The sequence below is a fragment of the Pseudobacillus sp. 179-B 2D1 NHS genome (genome assembly GCF_045370945.1).
GTDB lineage: Bacteria > Bacillota > Bacilli > Bacillales > Domibacillaceae > Pseudobacillus.
Genome location: NZ_JBIQDP010000013.1, coordinates 63725 through 83204, shown reverse-complemented (window position 1 = coordinate 83204; position 19480 = coordinate 63725). Strand labels below are relative to the sequence as shown.

General features: G+C 39.9%; 17 protein-coding genes. 5 read left to right on the top strand and 12 right to left on the bottom strand.

Annotated features, from left to right (window positions below):
* Positions 1–263 precede the first annotated feature (263 nt).
* Together ACH0BF_RS14060 and ACH0BF_RS14055 are read right to left on the bottom strand one after the other, a co-directional pair.
* Positions 264–1730, bottom strand: a complete 1467-nt coding sequence (locus tag ACH0BF_RS14060) for a protein adenylyltransferase SelO (protein WP_406909528.1) — start codon at positions 1728–1730, stop codon at positions 264–266.
* 429 nt (positions 1731–2159) lie between these two features.
* Positions 2160–3551, bottom strand: coding sequence for an amino acid permease (locus ACH0BF_RS14055; protein WP_340851778.1), 1392 nt, complete (start codon positions 3549–3551; stop codon positions 2160–2162).
* Positions 3552–4116: 565 nt separating this feature from the next.
* On the opposite strand from ACH0BF_RS14055, the gene ACH0BF_RS14050 reads away from it, so the two are divergent.
* On the top strand, positions 4117–4611 hold the full coding sequence (locus tag ACH0BF_RS14050) for a hypothetical protein (protein WP_120035664.1): 495 nt from the start codon (positions 4117–4119) through the stop codon (positions 4609–4611).
* Between the two features lie 300 nt (positions 4612–4911).
* On the opposite strand, the gene yeiL is transcribed toward ACH0BF_RS14050, so the two are convergent.
* On the bottom strand, positions 4912–5583 hold the full coding sequence (gene yeiL / locus ACH0BF_RS14045; RefSeq protein ID WP_406909527.1) for a transcriptional regulator YeiL: 672 nt from the start codon (positions 5581–5583) through the stop codon (positions 4912–4914).
* 81 nt (positions 5584–5664) lie between these two features.
* Here yeiL and ACH0BF_RS14040 point away from each other — a divergent pair, with 81 nt between their 5' ends.
* Both ACH0BF_RS14040 and ACH0BF_RS14035 read left to right on the top strand, forming a co-directional pair.
* Positions 5665–6837, top strand: a complete 1173-nt coding sequence (locus tag ACH0BF_RS14040) for an MFS transporter (RefSeq protein ID WP_406909526.1) — start codon at positions 5665–5667, stop codon at positions 6835–6837.
* A 338-nt stretch (positions 6838–7175) separates the two neighbouring features.
* Positions 7176–7598, top strand: a complete 423-nt coding sequence (locus tag ACH0BF_RS14035; RefSeq protein ID WP_120035672.1) for an organic hydroperoxide resistance protein — start codon at positions 7176–7178, stop codon at positions 7596–7598.
* 149 nt (positions 7599–7747) lie between these two features.
* Here the strand turns inward: ACH0BF_RS14035 and ACH0BF_RS14030 are convergent, their stop codons facing one another.
* From ACH0BF_RS14030 to ACH0BF_RS14000, 7 genes are all read right to left on the bottom strand, one after another.
* The gene (locus ACH0BF_RS14030; RefSeq protein ID WP_220702337.1) at positions 7748–8068 is read right to left on the bottom strand and encodes an antibiotic biosynthesis monooxygenase; all 321 of its coding nucleotides are present in this window, start codon (positions 8066–8068) and stop codon (positions 7748–7750) included.
* A gap of 51 nt (positions 8069–8119) precedes the next feature.
* Positions 8120–9931 carry an ABC transporter ATP-binding protein gene (locus ACH0BF_RS14025; RefSeq protein WP_406909544.1) on the bottom strand — a complete coding sequence of 604 codons (1812 nt, stop codon included), beginning with the start codon at positions 9929–9931 and terminating at the stop codon, positions 8120–8122.
* 29 nt (positions 9932–9960) lie between these two features.
* Positions 9961–11700: an ABC transporter ATP-binding protein gene (locus ACH0BF_RS14020; protein WP_406909525.1), complete on the bottom strand. Its 1740-nt coding sequence runs from the start codon at positions 11698–11700 to the stop codon at positions 9961–9963.
* An 11-nt stretch (positions 11701–11711) separates the two neighbouring features.
* Positions 11712–12176: a PadR family transcriptional regulator gene (locus ACH0BF_RS14015; RefSeq protein ID WP_120035680.1), complete on the bottom strand. Its 465-nt coding sequence runs from the start codon at positions 12174–12176 to the stop codon at positions 11712–11714.
* Positions 12177–12404: 228 nt separating this feature from the next.
* A complete protein-coding gene (locus tag ACH0BF_RS14010; protein WP_340851770.1) occupies positions 12405–14159 on the bottom strand; it encodes a methyl-accepting chemotaxis protein in 1755 nt (584 codons plus the stop codon).
* A 426-nt stretch (positions 14160–14585) separates the two neighbouring features.
* Complete coding sequence (locus ACH0BF_RS14005) at positions 14586–14738, bottom strand: hypothetical protein (protein WP_182917183.1); 153 nt, start codon at positions 14736–14738, stop codon at positions 14586–14588.
* A 144-nt stretch (positions 14739–14882) separates the two neighbouring features.
* Positions 14883–15254, bottom strand: a complete 372-nt coding sequence (locus tag ACH0BF_RS14000; RefSeq protein WP_340851768.1) for a winged helix-turn-helix transcriptional regulator — start codon at positions 15252–15254, stop codon at positions 14883–14885.
* A gap of 199 nt (positions 15255–15453) precedes the next feature.
* Between ACH0BF_RS14000 and ACH0BF_RS13995 the strand changes: the two genes are divergently transcribed.
* Both ACH0BF_RS13995 and ACH0BF_RS13990 read left to right on the top strand, forming a co-directional pair.
* Complete coding sequence (locus ACH0BF_RS13995) at positions 15454–16665, top strand: MFS transporter (RefSeq protein ID WP_406909524.1); 1212 nt, start codon at positions 15454–15456, stop codon at positions 16663–16665.
* 72 nt (positions 16666–16737) lie between these two features.
* Positions 16738–17580 (top strand): aldo/keto reductase, encoded by an 843-nt coding sequence (locus tag ACH0BF_RS13990; RefSeq protein ID WP_340851765.1) that lies wholly within the window; start codon positions 16738–16740, stop codon positions 17578–17580.
* Positions 17581–17776: 196 nt separating this feature from the next.
* On the opposite strand, the gene ACH0BF_RS13985 is transcribed toward ACH0BF_RS13990, so the two are convergent.
* Both ACH0BF_RS13985 and ACH0BF_RS13980 read right to left on the bottom strand, forming a co-directional pair.
* The gene (locus ACH0BF_RS13985) at positions 17777–18715 is read right to left on the bottom strand and encodes an LCP family protein (RefSeq protein ID WP_406909523.1); all 939 of its coding nucleotides are present in this window, start codon (positions 18713–18715) and stop codon (positions 17777–17779) included.
* A gap of 69 nt (positions 18716–18784) precedes the next feature.
* Positions 18785–19420 (bottom strand): helix-turn-helix domain-containing protein, encoded by a 636-nt coding sequence (locus ACH0BF_RS13980; protein WP_340851762.1) that lies wholly within the window; start codon positions 19418–19420, stop codon positions 18785–18787.
* Between the last annotated feature and the right edge of the window lie 60 nt (positions 19421–19480).

The following is a 19480-nucleotide window of genomic DNA, read 5'->3' as shown; positions in this document are numbered from 1 at the left end:
AAACATAAGGATATTTTCTTAAAAGCAACCAGTTACACGGACGAGCCATAAATAAATTATACCTGAATAAGTAAGGCCCCTAGATACCAATTACCTCTAAATACCCTCAAAAATTACAAATTATTGATTTTTTTACTTTTTGTCCTTTCTGAATAAAACAATATACATGTTCCCTTTTTATTTCAAATACCATATTGGAATCTAAAAACTTTAAAAAGCAAACGAATGCTGTCAAAAGAAAGACAGCATTCGCTTGCGCCATATCAGGTACCACAATAGGTTCGGTAAGGATGGGAAGTGGGTGCAGCTGGCGTACAGTAATCCTCATACTTATTAGAATATGCGTACGGATTGGAAAGCGCGTCTAGAAGCCTGTGCATGACGCTGTCATCTCCTTCTTCCACAGCTGCAGCTAGCGCCTCTTCTACCCTGTGATTCCTTGGAATGAGCGCAGGGTTGCTTTCACGCATCAGCTGATTGGAAGCATCTTTCGACTCCTTTTGTCTGCCTCGTCTCTCTTGCCAACGTTCATGCCACTTATTAAATTCAGAAGTGGCGAATAACGCTTGATCCTTCAGACTGTTAAGGGTTAAAGCTCTAAAAGTATTCGTATAGTCGGCATGGTGTTGTTCCATCATATGAAGAAGATCTTTAATTAAGGCTTCATCCTCCGCTTCTTCATTCACTAACCCAAGCTTGGCTCTCATTCCTGCAAACCAATAAGAGTGATATAACTTGGTGAAATGAGAGATTTCCTTTTGAGCTAATTCAACCGCTTTTTCCTCCTCCTCATGCAGCAGTGGCAATAAAGCTTCCGCAAAGCGCGCAAGGTTCCACCCGCCAATGTATGGCTGATTTCCGTAGGCATAGCGGCCTTGAAGGTCGATGGAGCTAAATACAGTCGCCGGGTCATAGGTATCCATAAAAGCGCAAGGACCATAATCAATCGTTTCTCCGCTGATAGCCATATTGTCGGTATTCATTACGCCGTGAATAAATCCAACAAGCTGCCATTTAGCAATTAGTTCTGCTTGACGCCTGATCACTTCTTGAAGCAGAGACAAATATTGCTCTCCATCCCTTTCAATGTCTGGGAAATGCCGGCGTAATGCATAATCTGCCAATGTTTGAAGATCTTCTACTTTCCCCCAATTCGCTACATACTGAAAAGTACCAACACGCAGGTGGCTGGCAGCCACTCGAGTGAGAATAGCGCCCGGAAGCTCGGTTTCGCGAAATACAGGCTCACCCGTTGTGACCACGGCTAAACTGCGGGTAGTAGGAATACGAAGCGCATGCATGGCTTCACTGATAATATACTCGCGAAGCATCGGCCCAAGAGATGCACGGCCATCCCCGCCACGAGAAAACGGTGTTCTGCCAGAGCCCTTAAGCTGAATGTCAACCCGCTCACCTTGTGGAGTCACCTGCTCGCCCAGCAGTACCGCTCGCCCGTCCCCTAGCATGGTAAAGTTTCCGAATTGATGCCCCGCGTATGCTTGAGCAAGAGGAGAAGCCTCCTCGGGAATTTCGTTTCCAGCAAGCACGGCTATGCCCTCCTTGCTTTTCAATCCCTGTGCGCTCAAACCTAAATGCTCCGCCAATCGATCATTAAAAACCACCAGCTCCGGTGAGGGCACAGGGGTCGGATTAGTGTGGGAGAAAAAGAAGTTTGGCAGACGGGCATAACTATTGTCCATGTTCCATCCTATACTCTTACTTTTTGTCATAGCTTCTCCTTTCTTTTTATAAATGTTTTTTGTATATGCAAGAAATGATTTTAACGATCTACACTCATAAAAATACGATGCAGTCTCTTTTTAATGTCTACTTCTACCAATTTATTATACCCTTTCCACAGCTCAATGACGCTTCTTAAATAAAGTTGCTGTCTCTGCTATAAAGGCTATGGTATAACCGGTTGTTGATTTCCGCTGCAGGCGGACGCTTTCCAAGAGCGGTCCGTAAGCCTCCTCTTTACATGCGCTCTTATGGGGTCTTATCAGGACTCGCTTTTCTCCCTAGAGTCACCGCTATCGCTACAATCAACTATTGAAAAAACCACATTTCTCTTAAACAGAGCCAAATAAAAAGAAGCAGCTTTAGATCGCCGCTTCTTTTCCACCTGTCTACCTCAAATTATTTTACCTTTTGTTATCTTATCCCTTAGTCACTTCATCATCTGTTTGTCCTTCTACAGGAACACGCTTGCCTATTCGAAAAGCATAAAAGCTAACTGTGATCACGGCAAGAAAAACAACACCGACAATCAGCGATATGCGCGTATCATCGTTGAACCACATACCGATTAATACCATGATTAAGAAAGCAATGGTTAGATAATTCGATACCGGGGCCAACGGCATTTTAAATGGATGCTTCTCCATTTCTGCCCCTTTCATTCTTCTGAATGAAATTTGGCTAATCAAAATGATAAACCACGGAACCATGCCGGGAAGTACACTGGCACTATATACATAGACAAATAAATTTTCCGGGGCAAGATAACTTAAAATAACACCGACGGCCAAACCAACGAGTACGCCAAGCGTACCGATTAAAGGAACGCCATTTTTGGACAGCTTCGTAAAGAACTTAGGAGCCTGGCCATTCACTCCTAATGTGTAAAGCATGCGGCCTGCGCTGTAAATACCGCTATTACAGCCAGACATAGCCGCCGTGATAACGACAAAATTAATCAGTGCAGCCGCAGCCGTAATGCCGACCTTTGCAAAAGTGGCAACGAACGGGCTGCCAATAGAATTCAATTGATCCCAAGGATAAACTGTGACAATGATAAAAATCGCACCGATATAAAAAATTAAAATACGCCAAATAATACTTTGAATAGCTTTTGTTAATGTTTTCTTTGGATCTTTTGCTTCGCCAGCCGTAATTCCAATCAACTCAACACCCTGATAAGCTGCTACAACGAGTGAAAGAGCAAAGAAAAAGCCTGACCAGCCACCTGCAAAGAAACCACCGTGTGTCCAAAGATTAGACAACCCCAGAGCATCCCCGCCATTGCCAATACCGAAGAAAATAAGTCCAAATCCCGCCACAATCATTAAAACAATAGTGACAATTTTAATCATTGCAAACCAAAATTCGAACTCCCCAAACGATTTAACAGAAATTAAATTGGCTGCACCAAGAATGATCATAGCAATCATACCCGGGATCCAAGCTGGCAGGTTCGGAAACCAATACTGCATGTATGCTCCTACCGCAATAATTTCTGACATTCCGACGATCACCCATTGAAACCAGTTGCTCCAGGCAGTGATATATCCGGCGAGCGGATGAATATATTTATAGCCAAACGTTGCAAAGGAACCTGTACTTGGCTCTACATACAACATTTCTCCCATTGCACGCATGATAAAAAATATAAAAACTCCCGAAATGGCATAAGCCAGCATAACAGACGGGCCTGTCCATTGAATCGTGCTTGCCGACCCCATAAATAAACCGACACCAATCGTTCCACCTAAAGCAATCATCTGAATGTGACGCGACTCCAGGCCTCTCTTCAATTCTTTATTTGCCACTTTTATTTCCTCCTCTTCTACTCCAACAATAGCCGAAATGTTAAGCGGCATACTCTACGCTTTTATTTAACATCAAAGGAACCCATCCAGCGTCACTTCTTATCTACCCTTGAGTATTTCCTTGCTTCTTTTTAGTGTTCCCGCCATTCGAAAGAATGGCCATCTTCCCTTTTGTAATCAACACTAGCAACTTTCTTATTCTATCATAATATTTTTTCAGAAAAATACAACTGTCTTTCTCAGAAAAACACATGTTAATCAATGTAAACAAAGTTAATATCTTTTAATTACAAAAATAATAATTATATTCTGATAATTATAACTGAAAGCCAGTTGCGTGTTATAAAATGGAAGCAGCCAAGAAAAGAATTTTCCCTTGGCTGGATTCATTACTCCAATAAGCTTTCTATACGCTTGCCTTCAGTATAAGTCAACTCTCACATTTCTAGGCAATTGCCATATATTGTTTTGAGGCAAAGTATCATAAACCACCCCTATCAACAGCAAACATTTATATGTTAATACTTAGATGAATAAAATCTAATATTGTAATGGAGGCATAAGGATGGTCAATTTCAAAGCCTATCAAGGGACTATTACATCGATTAGTGATCTGATAACTGGTCAAAATGATATAGGAGCAGGTTGTTATAAACTGCTATCTGCAGACAATGGATCTGGATCTATCGTTAATTTTGTTGCTTCGCCTGCCACTTACTTTGTAGACCATGCGATGGTAGCTGTAGGAGATAAAGTTACAGGCTATTATGATGCAAATGCACCTGCCCCTCTTATTTTCCCGCCGCAATTTCAAGCGCTTGTCATGGCAAAATTTAATCCGCTTCAGAATGTAAAAGTAGACTATTTTAACAGTCAGTTAGAGAGCAGCGACGGCCAATTAAAATTAAATCTCTCGCCCTTTACCCAAATCGTTTTAACCAACGGCCAGGCTTTTTCCAACAATCCAGCAAATCGCAATCTCATTGCTATCTATGGCCCCAGCACAAAAAGCATTCCAGCTCAAACGACCCCCTACAAAATTGTCGTTTTATGCTTTTAATTTTTATTACCTATAGGCCACTACTTACCAAAATGACTTAAAACCCTATAAGAAAGCGCCTGAATCCCTTTGCCTCGGGAAACAGGCGCTTTCTTTTTACATCTCTTATTCTTTCTAGAAGCACATTTAATTTATTTTTTTACTTTTGCACCATCTATCCCCTCTATCTGGAGAGCGTTTGCTTGCTGCACGCTGTCTTCCCATAAATAAAATAATTTTTTACAGCTACTTTGAACCGCTATTCTTTCATTTAAGATACACCTTACTATGATGGGGGTATTATGCCCCATCATACGCTCACTATTTATTCCTCAGCACCTCTGCGAGTTCATATAGCGAGTGATACTGCCGAATGCGATAATGCCGGCCTTCTTTCTGTAAATAGTCTTTATCGCAAAATTGGGCAAGCACATGTAATAAATGTCGATAAGAGACGCCTAAAAAATCACAAACCGTTACGTGTTTTTCCTTATAAACCCCTTCATCAGCGGTTTGTAAAATAAAATCCGCCAGCCGGTTTTCAAGCGGGAAAGCAAGGCTTTGTGAGTACTTTGCGGCCATTTGCGTGGCTTTCACACTTAAAAACCTCGTTAACTCACGAAGAAATGTGACATCTTCCAGCATCTGGGCACGGCAGCGATATAAAGGAATAGCAAAGCAAATGGTCTTGGTAGAGGTCTGAATCCCTTTTGTGTAGTACACCTCATGTAGTAACTCCATTTCCCCGATATAATCATTGGTATTGATAAAATTTATTAAGGAAACTTTCCCATTTTGATGGGTCACATAAATTTTTGCTTTTCCTTCTACGACATAAAACAAGAAATCTGGCCTTGTTCCCTCTTGAATGATCCATTCATCACGTTGATATTCCTGTACTTCGATAAACTCTTCAATCGGAAAAGAAAATAAATGAGCAATAGAGTGTTCGTTCAAATAGTACTGTCTTTTTTTATTCTTATAAACTTTCATTAGCCACCTCAAGAAATATGAGATATCTCATATTTTTGTCTGCACCTCCATGATATCATGCAAATAATGGGAGGATAAAAAATGAATACACAACGCTGGATGAGCAAACAATTCTTTAGTTTTTTTATGACATGGGGGATTTTTCTCCCCTATTGGACAGGATGGATGATTCATACAAAAGGGATTACGGTTTCCGAGGCTAGTTTGATTATGAGTTTAGGCTTGGTCGCCAGAGGGATTGCTACACTGGTTGTATTTCCCTATTTATCAGGAAAATTCAGCAGCAAAACTTTATTAAACGGAATGGCGATTGGGACGCTTATTTCGCTCCTATGCTATATTCCGGCAGGTTCTTTTGCCAGCCTGCTTGTGGTGACATTGCTTCTGCACTTTTTTTATCCAAGTTTGATGCCAGCTTTAGACAGCATTGCTGGCTTCCTGGCACAAAATAAACAATTAAAGCATTATGGAAAAAGCCGTTCATGGGGATCGATCGGGTTTGTCGTAGCCGGAATGATCTTAACCGTCTTTACAGGCGCGCTTGGAGATAAAGTTATTTTATGGGCGCTGTTGCTCGGTACAGTCATCTTCGCAGGCTTGGGTATCATGCGTGCCCCTGCTGTCTTATCAGAGAAACCGGCGGCGGCGCAAACAAACACCGGAGGGATGCTGCAACTATTTCGCATTAAACACTTTGCTCTAGTGCTTGCCATCGTGGTTTTACTGCAGGCAGCACATGCTTCTTATTACAGCTACGGCTATATTTTTTTACAAGATATCCATGCACCTAAATACTTAATTGGCGTCATTATTAACATTGCTGTGATCGCAGAAATCATTTTCTTTTCCATCGCCGATCGAAATTTTCATAAATTTTCCGTCGGCTCCTTGCTAGCGCTAGCCGCACTTGGTTCATCTATACGCTGGATATTGGTATTCGCTTTTCCAAACGTGATCGTTTTCTGTATCGCACAAACGCTGCATGCTTGTTCCTTTGCAATGGGCCATTATGCCTTTATGAAATATTTAATCAAACATATTCCACAGGCGCAGATTCCAAAAGCCCAAGGCATGTATTCAGCGTTAGCCCTTAGCTGGAGCACAGCTATATTCACCATTTTCGGCGGTTATTTATACGAAATTGAGCCAAGATACGCCTTTATTGGGATGATTGTGTGCAGCGTTCCATCTATGCTGTTGGCGCTTGTTTATCGAAGATTGGGACATAAAAAGGACGTTTCCGTTTCTGTTTAATTTGTTAGACTTTATGAAGGGTAGTACACCACTCCTAACCACTGTAGGGGTCTTTACTTATTTTAACGGTGGCAGTATTTCGCGTCTCCATCAAGATAGAAGAAAGGAGGCCTGTCCACAATGGATAAGCCTCCTTTCTTCTTTCAGTAGGTCTGTGGTGTGATCCGTCGAAATGGAAGCCTCCCTTTATTTATTTTATGAAATGAGCTGCTATTCTGATTTGAACAACTCAATAGTCAAAGAGAGTATTATATTTATTCCTCTTTGGGTAAAGTAAATGAGGATCAAGCAAAGAGAAACTATAGGCAGAATTCCAAAAATGAATGGAGGAATTTATAATGGCAAATCCGCTATTTACATCAACTGTCACAGCAGTGGGAGGACGAGAAGGAAAAGTAGAATCTCCCGATGGCGTCATCAAATTAGACTTGGCCATGCCGGGAACACCAAGAGCCAAACAGCTTTCTCAGGCAACCAATCCAGAACAGCTTTTTGCAGCTGGATATTCCGCTTGTTTTGACAGTGCCCTGCAATTAATTGCGAAAAAAGAACGCGTCACCTTTCAATCAGAAGTAACGGCAAACGTGAGTTTATTAAAAGACGAATCCGACCAAGGGTTTAAATTAGCCGTAACTCTTCAAGTAAAAGGCAGTGGAATAGACAGAGAACAGCTTGAAGAACTGGCTCACAAGGCTCATGCATTCTGCCCTTATTCAAAAGCAACTCGCGGGAATATCGATGTTACACTAGAAATTATATAAATGCCTTTCGTAACTTTATTTCTAAAAAGAAGCATCGAAGATTATTTAAATAATCTTCGATGCTTCTTTCTTTAGCTATTCTACCCCTGATAAATCGCTCTTTATTATTAAAATAAGATTGAGCCCTACTTAAAACTTCTGTAAAGAAGTTAGTTTGCTGGCTTCTTAATTGTTTTTACTTCGTATACTCCACCCTCTGAATGGATAATATATTCAGGCTTTGGCTTTCCAAGATTGGCTCTATGGCCGGCAATATGAGCATCACTTTTCTCCCATTGTTTCCAATGCTCCTCAGATTCCCATCTAATCATGACAACAACCTCTTCATCGCCACGTCGCACTTTTTTTACCATGACTGTTGCATCAATAAATCCTTCTTGCTCTTCAATCAGCCCTTTTCCACTAAAACGCTCCACTACCTTCTCTGCATTGCCTTCCGTAACCACAGTCTTTCTCATTTGTACAAACATCATTATCTCTCCCATTCTTATATGATTTATACTATAAATGGCCGCCAGTTTTTACCTAGACAAACTTGATGGCTTCCCCCGAAAATGGAACTGGCTTTCATACATACTAAAGTAAAATCCTTTTCTCTGTAACAGCTCTTGATGTGTGCCCGATTCAATGATTTCTCCTTGATGAATAACTAAAATTCGATCAGCATTTTCGATGGTTTTCAATCGGTGGGCAATGACAAAGCTTGTCCGCCCTTTCATCAGCTGATTGATCCCTTTTTGGATTTCTATTTCAGTCTTTGTGTCAATACTTGACGTAGCTTCATCAAGAATCAAAATATCTGAATCAGCTAAAATCGCTCTAGCAATAGCCAATAATTGGCGCTGCCCCTGGCTCAAATTAGCCCCGCCAGAAGTAAGCGGAGTTTGATAGCCTTGAGGCAAATGCTTAATATATTGATGAGCCGATGCCATTTTTGCCGCGGCTATCACTTCCTCATCCGTCGCTTCTAAACGCCCGTAGCGTATATTCTCCATAACCGTTCCTGAAAATAAGAACGTGTCTTGAAGAACGGTCCCTACTCTTTTTCGCAGCCCGTTTATTTGATAATCACGAATACCCCTGCCATCCACTTTGATTTCACCAGCAGTTACATCGTAAAATCTCATTAACAAATTAATAATTGTTGTCTTTCCTGAACCCGTTGGGCCGACAAGTGCAATTTTCTCACCCGGTTGAATTTGAAAATGAATATCCTTTAATACATCCTTCTCTTTTTCATAACTAAAGTGGACATGAGAGAATTCGACATGGCCTGCAAATGAATCTACAGCAATCGCATCCTTCTTATCCAGTACGTCTGGCGTCTCATCCATAACTTCAAATACACGCTCCGCACCAGCGATAGCCGACTGAAACATATTAAATAAATTAGACAGCTGGCTAATCGGGCGAAAAAACTGACGGGAATAGGTAACAAAGGCGGCAATGATTCCAACCGTCGCTTGCCCATGAACCGTCATAATGGCTCCAATCGCAATAACAAAGCCTAACCCGACATTATTAATGAAGTTATTAATAGGGCCAAGAAATCCTGATACGGTATCAGCAGCTAGAGCAGAGTGACGCAATCGCTCACTGACAATTGAAAATTGCTGATTGATTTTTTCCTCTTTGCCAAAAAGCGTAGTCACTTCGCTTCCTGAAATTGATTCCTCGATGAATCCGTTGAGTTCCCCTAAATCCCGCTGCCTTTTAATAAAATAATGGCCGCTGTAAGTGATAACTTTTTTAGTAGAAAAAATCATTAGCGGAATGACAAGAAGCGTAGCAATAGCGAGCACCCAGTTCAGTGAAAACATGGCAATAGCTACCCCTGAAACCATTAAAACAGAGGAAAAGATTTGTATAACACTCTGGCTGAGTGCGCTATTCAAATTTTCTATATCATTCGTTATCCTGCTCATCAGATCGCCATGTGTACGTCTATCAAAAAAACTTAGTGACAGCGTTTGAAACTTATCAAATAAATCCTGTCTTAATGTTCGAACCGTTTGTAACGATACCCGGACCATCATAAAGGTTTGCAGCCAGGTAAATAGAGCCGCTGTTAAATAAACAACCGTAAGCAGAGCTAAAAATCGAACCGTTCCTGTGATATCCTTCGGAAGGATATATTCGTCAATGATCACCCCAATCATATAAGGCCCCAGAAGACCCAACAAGGTGGAGAGGATAACAAAAATAATCGAAGCCATCAATGATGCTTTTTGCTTCTCCATATATGACCAAATGCGTTTGATGGTTCCCTTCCAATCCTTTGCTTTTTCGACTGGTCCATTTATTCCTCTCGGACCACGCGCGCGATGGATCATATTAGGGTTCACCGGTGAAGCTGGCTTACTCATCTGTATTTCACCTCCCTGCCACCCTGGGAAGAATAAATGTCATGATACACTTTGCTGTTAGTAAGCAATTCATCATGCGTGCCACTGGCCTCAATTCTTCCATCTTCCATAACGAGTATCTGGTCCGCATCAATCACGGAGGATATTTTGGATGAAATGATGAATAACGTTGCATGGGGATGAGCCTGTCTTAAAGCTTGTTGCACAGCCGATTCTGACAAAGCATCAATGGCTGAAGTTGAATCATCAAGAATTAGTATACGAGGTCTGCGGATAAATGCACGCGCCATAGATAACCGCTGCTTTTGACCTCCGGATAAATTCGTCGCTCCCTGCATGAGTTGGTGTTCGAACGTTGTATCAAAACGATTAATAAATTCAGAAGCGGCAGCAGATTGAGCTGCTTGCTCCATCTCATCAATCGTTGCCTCTTCTTTCCCAAAGCGTAAGTTGTCCTTGATTGATCCTGAAAATAACATAGGTTTTTGCGGAACAAACCCAATAGAGGCACGGAGTTGTTCAAGAGGGAAGTCCTTTACATTCATCCCATCTATAAGAATGTCTCCTGAATCTGGATCATATAAGCGGGGAATCAGTTTGACAAGTGTTGATTTTCCGCTGCCGGTTGAGCCGATGATGCCAATGGTTTGTCCAGCCTTTGCTTTAAAGGAAAGATCTTTAAGTACATATTCTCCATTTCTACTATAGCTGAAATGTACCTGTTTAAATTCCACTTCACCAATGATGGCAGGTTCAGAGAACGGCTTAGTCGTCTTAATAATATCGCTTTCTGTTTCAAGTACCTGAACAACTCGCTTCGCTGAAGGAAAGGCACGAGCAATCTGCATTAATACATGGCTGCTGCTCATTAATCCATTCATCATAATGTTTAAGTAATTAATAAAGGCAAGAATCACCCCTACTTGGAGCGTTCCTTCATTTACCTTTATGGCACCCATCCACATTCCAGCAATCATTCCTAGATTCACAACGAACATCATAATAGGCATTAAAGTTACAATTAGCTGGTCAGCCGTCATATTTCGTTTCATTAACAAATCATTAACCGCTTTAAACTGTCCCTTTTCATAATTGTGACGGTCAAATGCTTTGATCACCCGAATGCCTGCTAGCATTTCTTGAAGCTTCGTATTTACCTGATCCATCGCTTTTTGAACTTTTGAAAAAAGTTTTCCTGAATATATGGAAAAATAATAGATGAAGGCAATAAGAATAGGGATTACTGCTAGGAGAATAGGAAATAATTCTCGTGCAGTGAGCCAAACAATCATAACAGATCCTATAAATAATAAAGGACCTCTTACAAATACACGCAATGTCATAATAATGGCCTGCTTTAGCGTTTCGATATCACTGGTTACGATAGTGATTAATTTACCAGCACCAAATGAATCTGTATTACGGCTTGAAAACTGTCCCATCTTCTCGAACACATCACGGCGAATATCCACAGCAAAGTGAACGGCTGCTTTTGCAGCACACACAGAACTTCCCATTCCACCAATTAATCCAACAAATGCGCTGAGCAGCATAATGAGCCCCAGCTTAACAACATAGCCATTGTCTTGATTAGCAATGCCAGTATCAATCATTTTCTGCATGATGGTTGGCTGCAAAAGATCCATCGCCACTTCCATACACATCAATGCTGGTCCCAAAATTGCAAAAAGGGTGTATGGCTGAATATAGTGCAATAACTTCCTTGTAGCATTCATGCAATGTCCCCTTACTTCATGACATTCTTTTTTAAACGATCCGTCATGTCATTCACAAAGGCAATTAATTCTAGCACGCTTTCTGAATTCCCCCGGGCTTCTTTCATCGCTTTTCGAAATTCTCTTTCCCATCGTTCCATTGCTGCCCTTAATTGCGTTGCCTGCTCAGAATTCTTCCACATCATTCTCTCTTTCCATTCAACCCAAAAATCGACTTCCTCCTGTTCAGCTATTTCCTCCAGTCTTTTGGTTCCATTTCTGTTAATAGAATAAATTTTTTTATCAGATTCAGCATTCAGTTCAATCAACTGCTGGTCCAGCAATTCCTGAAGCGCAGGATACACTGTTCCAGCACTTGCCGAATAAGCACCATTTGACCGCTCTTCCAGCTCCTTCATGATTTGATAGCCATGCATAGATTCTTCTTTCAATAAATGCAATATAGCTATTTGAACAAATCCTCGCCGTCTTCTCATTTTCTTCCTCCTTGTTTATATCGGCTATTTTAAACGATATATCGATATTTTTCAAACGTAATGAATTAAATCACTTTAAAGTTACAAAAAAAATCCTTTTTAAGAAAAACTCTATCTGTATGCGACAGGATCTAGTGGATATTATTTAATTCCGTAATGAAATTTGATTAAAAAAACTGACATAACAAACAAAAGACCACTCCAATGAAGAGCAGTCTTTCTAACCTGTTAGAGGGTCCCGTTTTTGCTTTCTTTAATCGTAAAAGAATTTAATTTTCCCTCTAAATTTTTTACCATTTCTGCGATCGCCTGCGAAGATTCCTCCATAACTTTCATGGAGTGCAGCTGTTTTTCCGTCTCAGAGGACAGCTCTTTAAAAATAGTTAAGGAGTTTTGAGCCGCATGGGCAATCTCATCTACTGTTGCATTGACTTCCTCTGAACTAGCAGACATTTCTTCATAAACAGCCGAAGATTCTTGAATTTCTTCGCTAACTCGTTTGGTCGATTCAACAATTTCATTAATTACTTGCCCGACATTATCAATCACCTGAACACCAGTTGCCACTTCCATCGTTCCTCTTGTCATCGCTTCTACAGCCTGTTTCGTATCTCCCTGGGTTAACTGGATAATGTTCACGATTTTTGCGGCAGCCACTTTTGATTGTTCCGCCAAATTGCGCACTTCATCGGCAACGACAGCAAACCCTCTTCCCGCTTCACCGGCCCTTGCTGCTTCAATAGCTGCATTTAAAGCAAGTAAATTGGTTTGCTCAGTAATTTCAGAGATAACTGAAGCAATTTGCCCGATTTCTTGGGAACGCGTGCCTAATCTCGTAACAACTTCCGCAGAGCCGCCAACTGTTTCATTGATGTTTTGCATTTGATCAACAGCTTGTTGAATCAAATTCCTGCCATTATGGGTTTCTGATAACGTATCTTCTGACTTCATGGCAATGGTTGAGGCTGATTCTGCTGCCCGCTGAATCCCCGTAGCCATCTCTTCCATGACTCGTGCACTTTCTGTTGAGCTGACTGTTTGATGCTCTAAGCTTTCAGTCACTTGATGAATCGATGTGGAAAACTGATTAGCCGATTGAACAGTATCGCTGGCAATCTTTAAAAATTCTGCAGAGGATTGATAGACCTTATCGGTTACAAGCCGGGCTTCTTTAATCAAGGAACTTAATGTTTCGGTCATCTTATTAAATTGATGACTCAATTCACCTAGCTCATCCTTGCTTGTTACATTAATAGTCGTAGAGAGATCGCCATCACTCACTTTGCCAATAGCTGTTTGGATCTCCGCAATAGGCGACAATAACTTCTTTGTACCAAAATATTGGAGTATTAACACAATGATTAAGCAAATAACGATACTGATGCTCAGCCATAATAAAAATTGATATTTCAGATCATTCATAATGCTTGCATCTAAATCAACACCAAATACCGCTGTTACTTCATTATTTTCATCTAGGATAGGAACCAATGCCGCTTGCCAGGTCCCAAACTCATCTGTGTAAATCTCCGAATAAGCTGTTTGTTTACTAGAAACCGCTTTTTCCAGCGCCTGTGCTAATAACTCGCTCGAGAAAGTTTCACCAGGATATAATTCAGCCTCTATGTTATTCGTTGGAACGGCAATTAATTGAATCTCCTTCTTTCCATCGGTCAATTTGCTATCCATGACATATCCTTGCGCAACAGATGGTTCATTTTTTGCCAGGTGGTCCAGGTGTTTAATGAACTTTTGTTGAATCTCACTGTCTACATCACTATTAGTTTTTGCACGTTCAATATCCGAAATGTCTATCGTGCTGGCCCAGAGCTTCGCAATCCCTCCTGATCTGTCGTGAATAACCGTTTTGACAATATAATTATTAATCGCATAGCTAATCACACCCGTACACAGTCCAACTAAAACAACAATAGCAAAAGATAACAATAAATTTTTCCCCACTAAGGTTCTTCTTCTTTTCATGATATCCCCCGATAGTAATGTATTGAATTAAATAAAGTAATTTATAATAATTGATTCTTTATTGCTTTATATATCTAAAAAACTTCTCTAGGTAATTGGGAAGGCGATAAACGTGTCTTTATACCTATTACCCAACTAATTAATCGTTTTTTTCAGGAGTTTAAACCTATAACTTTTAACGCTTAATAGTCTACTCTTCAATATGATGGAAGTCTACGAAAAATATTTTTCTATTCCTTATTTTCAATAAATTCTAAGGAATTTTGATTCACTGCTCTCTCCTCTAAAAATAAAAAGACACCCTAAAAGAGTGTCTGTCATGCTTTCGCAAAAGGATTTTTAAAATAGCCTGTTTCTCTATCCTGAGCCTAAGTAAGTTATCTTGAGAATAAAGGGGCCAAGCTCTTTTATTTGTATTTCACTTGCTTAAAAAAGATCAGTTAAATAGGATTGAATCGAGTTTGGCAATAATCGAAAGAATAAGCCTTCATATTTAATATCAAGGAAACCTGCAATCAGAAGGACCAGCACGATTAATACCAAAATAGATTTCTTGTTCTTTTTAGACATCCACTTCACAAAGTCGCCCCCACTAAACAAATACAATGTATCATTGATTCGTGACATATTTATATACCTTATTTATGATAAGATTCACCATCATCTACCTAAATGAGACTTTTCTTCATTCATTTAAGAAATATTTTCAAAGTCCTTCATTCATCATTTTAGATGTTCATTTAGAACGTTCTCTTCCAAGACATCAGATGTATCGCCGTACACTTTGATAATATGTTTTTCTCCCCAAGTGCAAAGCGAATTTAAAATATCTTGCAAGCTCCACCCGTACTCACTTAACTCATACTCCACTTTTGGAGGAACTTGATTGTAAACAATTCTATTAATGACTCCGTCTTCCTCTAATTCACGTAATTGTTGAGTTAACATCTTCTGTGTAATATCCGGCATAAGGCGCTTTAATTCACTTGTTCGTTTCTTGCCGTGTGTCAGATGACATAGAATGACACATTTCCACTTTCCCCCTATTACTTCTAGCGTCGCTTCTACTGAAATATTGTATTTTTTTTTCTTCATATATCTTTCCTCCTCATATATAGGAACTTAAAAGTACCTATAATACTTTTAAGTTCCTATAGTACTTTCAAGTGCGTACTTCCCTAATACTTTCATATATACCATAATAACATTTATCGGTTGAGTGTCGTGTAATTATTTTTTATTTTACTTAAAACAAGACCGTTCATGCATGACTAAATGATGAAGGAGGATCACCATGTCTTTAGATAAAAAACAAAGTACATTAGCACTTTTAGCCTTAGCCATCAGTGCATTTGCCATAGGAACAACAGAATTTATCAGTGTAGGTCTATTGCCATTAATAGCGAATGATTTGCAAATATCTGTTACAACAGCAGGCTTAACCGTTTCCTTATATGCATTAGGAGTAACATTCGGGGCACCGGTTTTAACATCCATTACTTCTAGTATGTCACGAAAATCATTACTGCTTTGGATTATGGTCATTTTTATTATAGGCAATAGTATGGCTGCTAGTGCGACAAGCATTGGTATGTTGCTTGTTGCCCGCATTCTTTCTGCCTTTTCGCATGGAGTTTTTATGTCCATTGGCTCTACCATTGCGGCAGATTTAGTGCCAGAAAACAGAAGAGCTAGTGCCATATCCATTATGTTTTCCGGACTTACAGTAGCCACTGTAACAGGCGTACCATTGGGAACATTTATTGGCCAACAGTTTGGTTGGAGAATGGCTTTTCTCATTATTATTGGCGTCGGTGTTGTTGCCTTAATCGCGAATAGCATCCTGGTTCCATCTAGTTTACGAAAAGGGACTCGCACCACACTTCGGGACCAATTCAAATTAGTGACAAATGGTCGCCTATTACTTTTATTTACAATTACTGCTCTAGGCTATGGAGGAACCTTCGTTGTCTTTACTTATCTATCTCCCATGCTGCAGGAAATAACAGGATATAAAGAAGGAACCGTCGCTGTCATTCTTCTTGTATATGGCATTGCGATCGCGATTGGCAACATGGCAGGTGGAAAGTTATCTAATCGCAAGCCGATTCTGGCATTGTTTTACATGTTCATTGTACAAGCGGTGATACTGTTTATATTGATGTTTACGGCGCCATTTAAAATAGCAGGATTGATTACCATTTTCTTCATGGGACTTCTAGCTTTTATGAATGTGCCAGGATTACAAGTGTATGTAGTCATGTTAGCGGAACGATTTGTACCGACTGGAGTAGACGTAGCGTCAGCCATCAATATTGCTGCATTTAATGCGGGAATTGCCATTGGCTCCTATTTAGGTGGCATGATCACAGACTCTATTGGCTTAATTCATACTTCTTGGGTCGGAGCACTTATGGTATTGATTGCTGCTATCCTTACGGGTTGGAGTGTCTCCCTTGAAAGAAAAGATCAAAAAGGGAATGAACTAAAGGAGGTGGTTTCCTAAGAATCGATAAATGACATGACCAAATATAGAATGATCTCATTTCTTATAATAAAAAGTGGAGGTTTATTTATAATGATTAAAAACTTACAAGATACAACTACTTTGCATAACGGGGTAAAAATGCCTTGGCTTGGAATTGGGGTGTTTAAAGTAGAAGAAGGGCCTGAACTAGTTAACGCTGTGAAATTGGCCATTAAACACGGGTACCGTAGCATTGACACGGCAGCCATTTATGAAAATGAAGAAGGAGTTGGCCAAGCGATCCGAGAAGGGATAAAAGAAGCCAATATCTCTAGAGAAGAACTATTTGTAACATCGAAAGTTTGGAATTCTGATCTAGGCTACGAATCCACTATAGCTGCTTATGAAACAAGCCTAAAGAAACTGGGTCTTGAGTATCTAGATCTATATCTTATACACTGGCCTGTAGAAGGTAAATACAAGGAAGCTTGGCGTGCATTAGAGACTCTTTATAAAGAAGGAAGAGTAAAGGCCATTGGAGTAAGTAACTTCCAAATCCACCATCTTGAAGACTTAATGGCTGATGCCGAAATTAAACCGATGATCAATCAAGTAGAATACCATCCACGTTTAAGTCAGAAAGAAGTTCAAGCCTTTTGTCAAGAACAGGGAATCCAGCTAGAAGCTTGGTCACCTTTAATGCAAGGCCAATTATTAGATAATCCAGTCTTACAAGAGATTGCAAATAAGCATAATAAGTCCATTGCACAAGTTATTTTACGATGGGATTTACAAAATGGCGTTGTCACCATTCCAAAATCTACGAAAGAACATCGAATTGTTGAAAACTCAACTGTCTTCGACTTTGAACTAACGAAAGAAGAGATGGAGCAAATTAACGACCTAAATCAAAATCATCGAGTAGGACCAGACCCTGACAACTTTGACTTTTAAATAAAAACGAGCATAAGAACAGGCACTTTTCCTCTGATAAATGCACTGCACCCCAATTGTTAGACACATCTATCAATTGGCGGTGTAGTTTTTTATCGCTGCATATACTTTAGAATAAAATGAACCAATGCCCATTCGTTCATAAATTTATGATACGGTTCAGCATAATATTAGTAACTGATCCTATTGAGACTGTTCAGGAAGTGGCAGCCTCTCCATCTAGAAATGAATGAATCGCTTCTTTATTTTTATCAAACTCAATATCTAAAGTCATTCCTACATTCTCATATCTTACATCTGTATAAGAGCCATCAATCGGAATCGTTAGCGTTTCAATTCTATCAGGCCGATGTAAAGCAAAATCTTTCATTAAATTGATAAGATCAGCACCTTGAAGATTCGTCTGAATATAAGGCTGGACAGTTCCGATGAGCTTTGGAAGCTTCATCGCGCCATTTGTGCTTAGAATCTCGTCTTTTAAAGCATTAATGACTTCCTGCTGGCGTTTTACTCGTCCAAAATCTGATTCTGCATCCTTGCGAAAACGGGCATATCCTAATAATTCTTTTCCATTTAACCTTTGTAAGCCAGGCTTCAATGTGACACCAATATTTGCTGACATTTTCTTAGGAACATTTATTTCAATGCCATTAGGAGCAAGCGTATCAACCACACTTTCAAAACCTTTAAAATCAATCAAGGCATAATACTCAATATCTAAGTCGAAGTCCTTTTTTAACGTTTGGCGCAATAATTCCGGGCCACCTAAATAAAAAGCCGTATTCATTTTATAATTTCGATACCCCGGAATTTCGGTATAAATATCCCGCATGATAGACACTAATTTTGCAGTTCCTTTTTTCCGATCATATTGTGCAACCATGATTGTGTCTGTACGAGATTTTTCCTCATCTGGACGTACATCGACTCCCAAAACCAACACATTTACCTTGTCGAGATTTTTCTTTCCATTAAACTCAAATTCCTGATCCATTGCGGGCCCGGCATTGTTCATGCCCTGTTGATATTGATAGATAAAATATCCGCATGCCGCTACAAGCATCATGAGCAATGTCGCAAGTACTTTTAAAAACCTGCTTTTTCTTTTCCTTTTCAAGCGTTTTTGTCTGCTCATTTTATATTCAATCCTTTTTATAGGCGATCATTTTTCTTGCTGTGCTTTACATTAAATGATCCATGGCATCTATTTGCTTAACGAAAGCCCATTCATAATCCAACCAATAACCAGCGCGTCATCTATATATCCGACTGGAAAGAGATAATCCGGAATACAATCAACCGTCGAAATAAAGTAGAGGAGCACACCTCCCATTAAAGCAAGTTCAACCTTCGTTCCTCTTCTCTGAGAAAACCCTTTATATATTTCCTTTATCTGACTAATAAAAGGACCCATGCTTCCTACTTTTTTTAGTTTCTCCTCAAATTTAGTCAGTATGGTTTCTGTTCCTTCTTCTGTTTGCGAAAATTGTTCGTATTTTACTAATTCTTGTTTCACGTCTTCAATACGGAACTCTTTATCCACTAAATGAGTGGATGCAAGAAGCGCCTGAATATGGTCAATCGAAGTATAAAGATCTGACTGCTTTTGGTCAACTGGATACCCCGCAGCCTTATATAATGCCGAGATAGAAACTCCAAGATGGTCAGCAAATTTCTGCAGATGATCTGGGGTTGCCTTTCGTTTTCCATTGATGATTTTTGAGATGACGGCTGTATCTACCCCGGTTAACTCACTAAACTTTCTCATAGATAAAGATCGTTCTTTCAACAGAGCTTTTAACATTGAACCTATTTCATTGCTTTTGTTTTCATCCCGCATACTCTATTTTCCTTTCTATGAACTCATCAGGCATTTAAAGATTGTAAGACAGCCCAATAC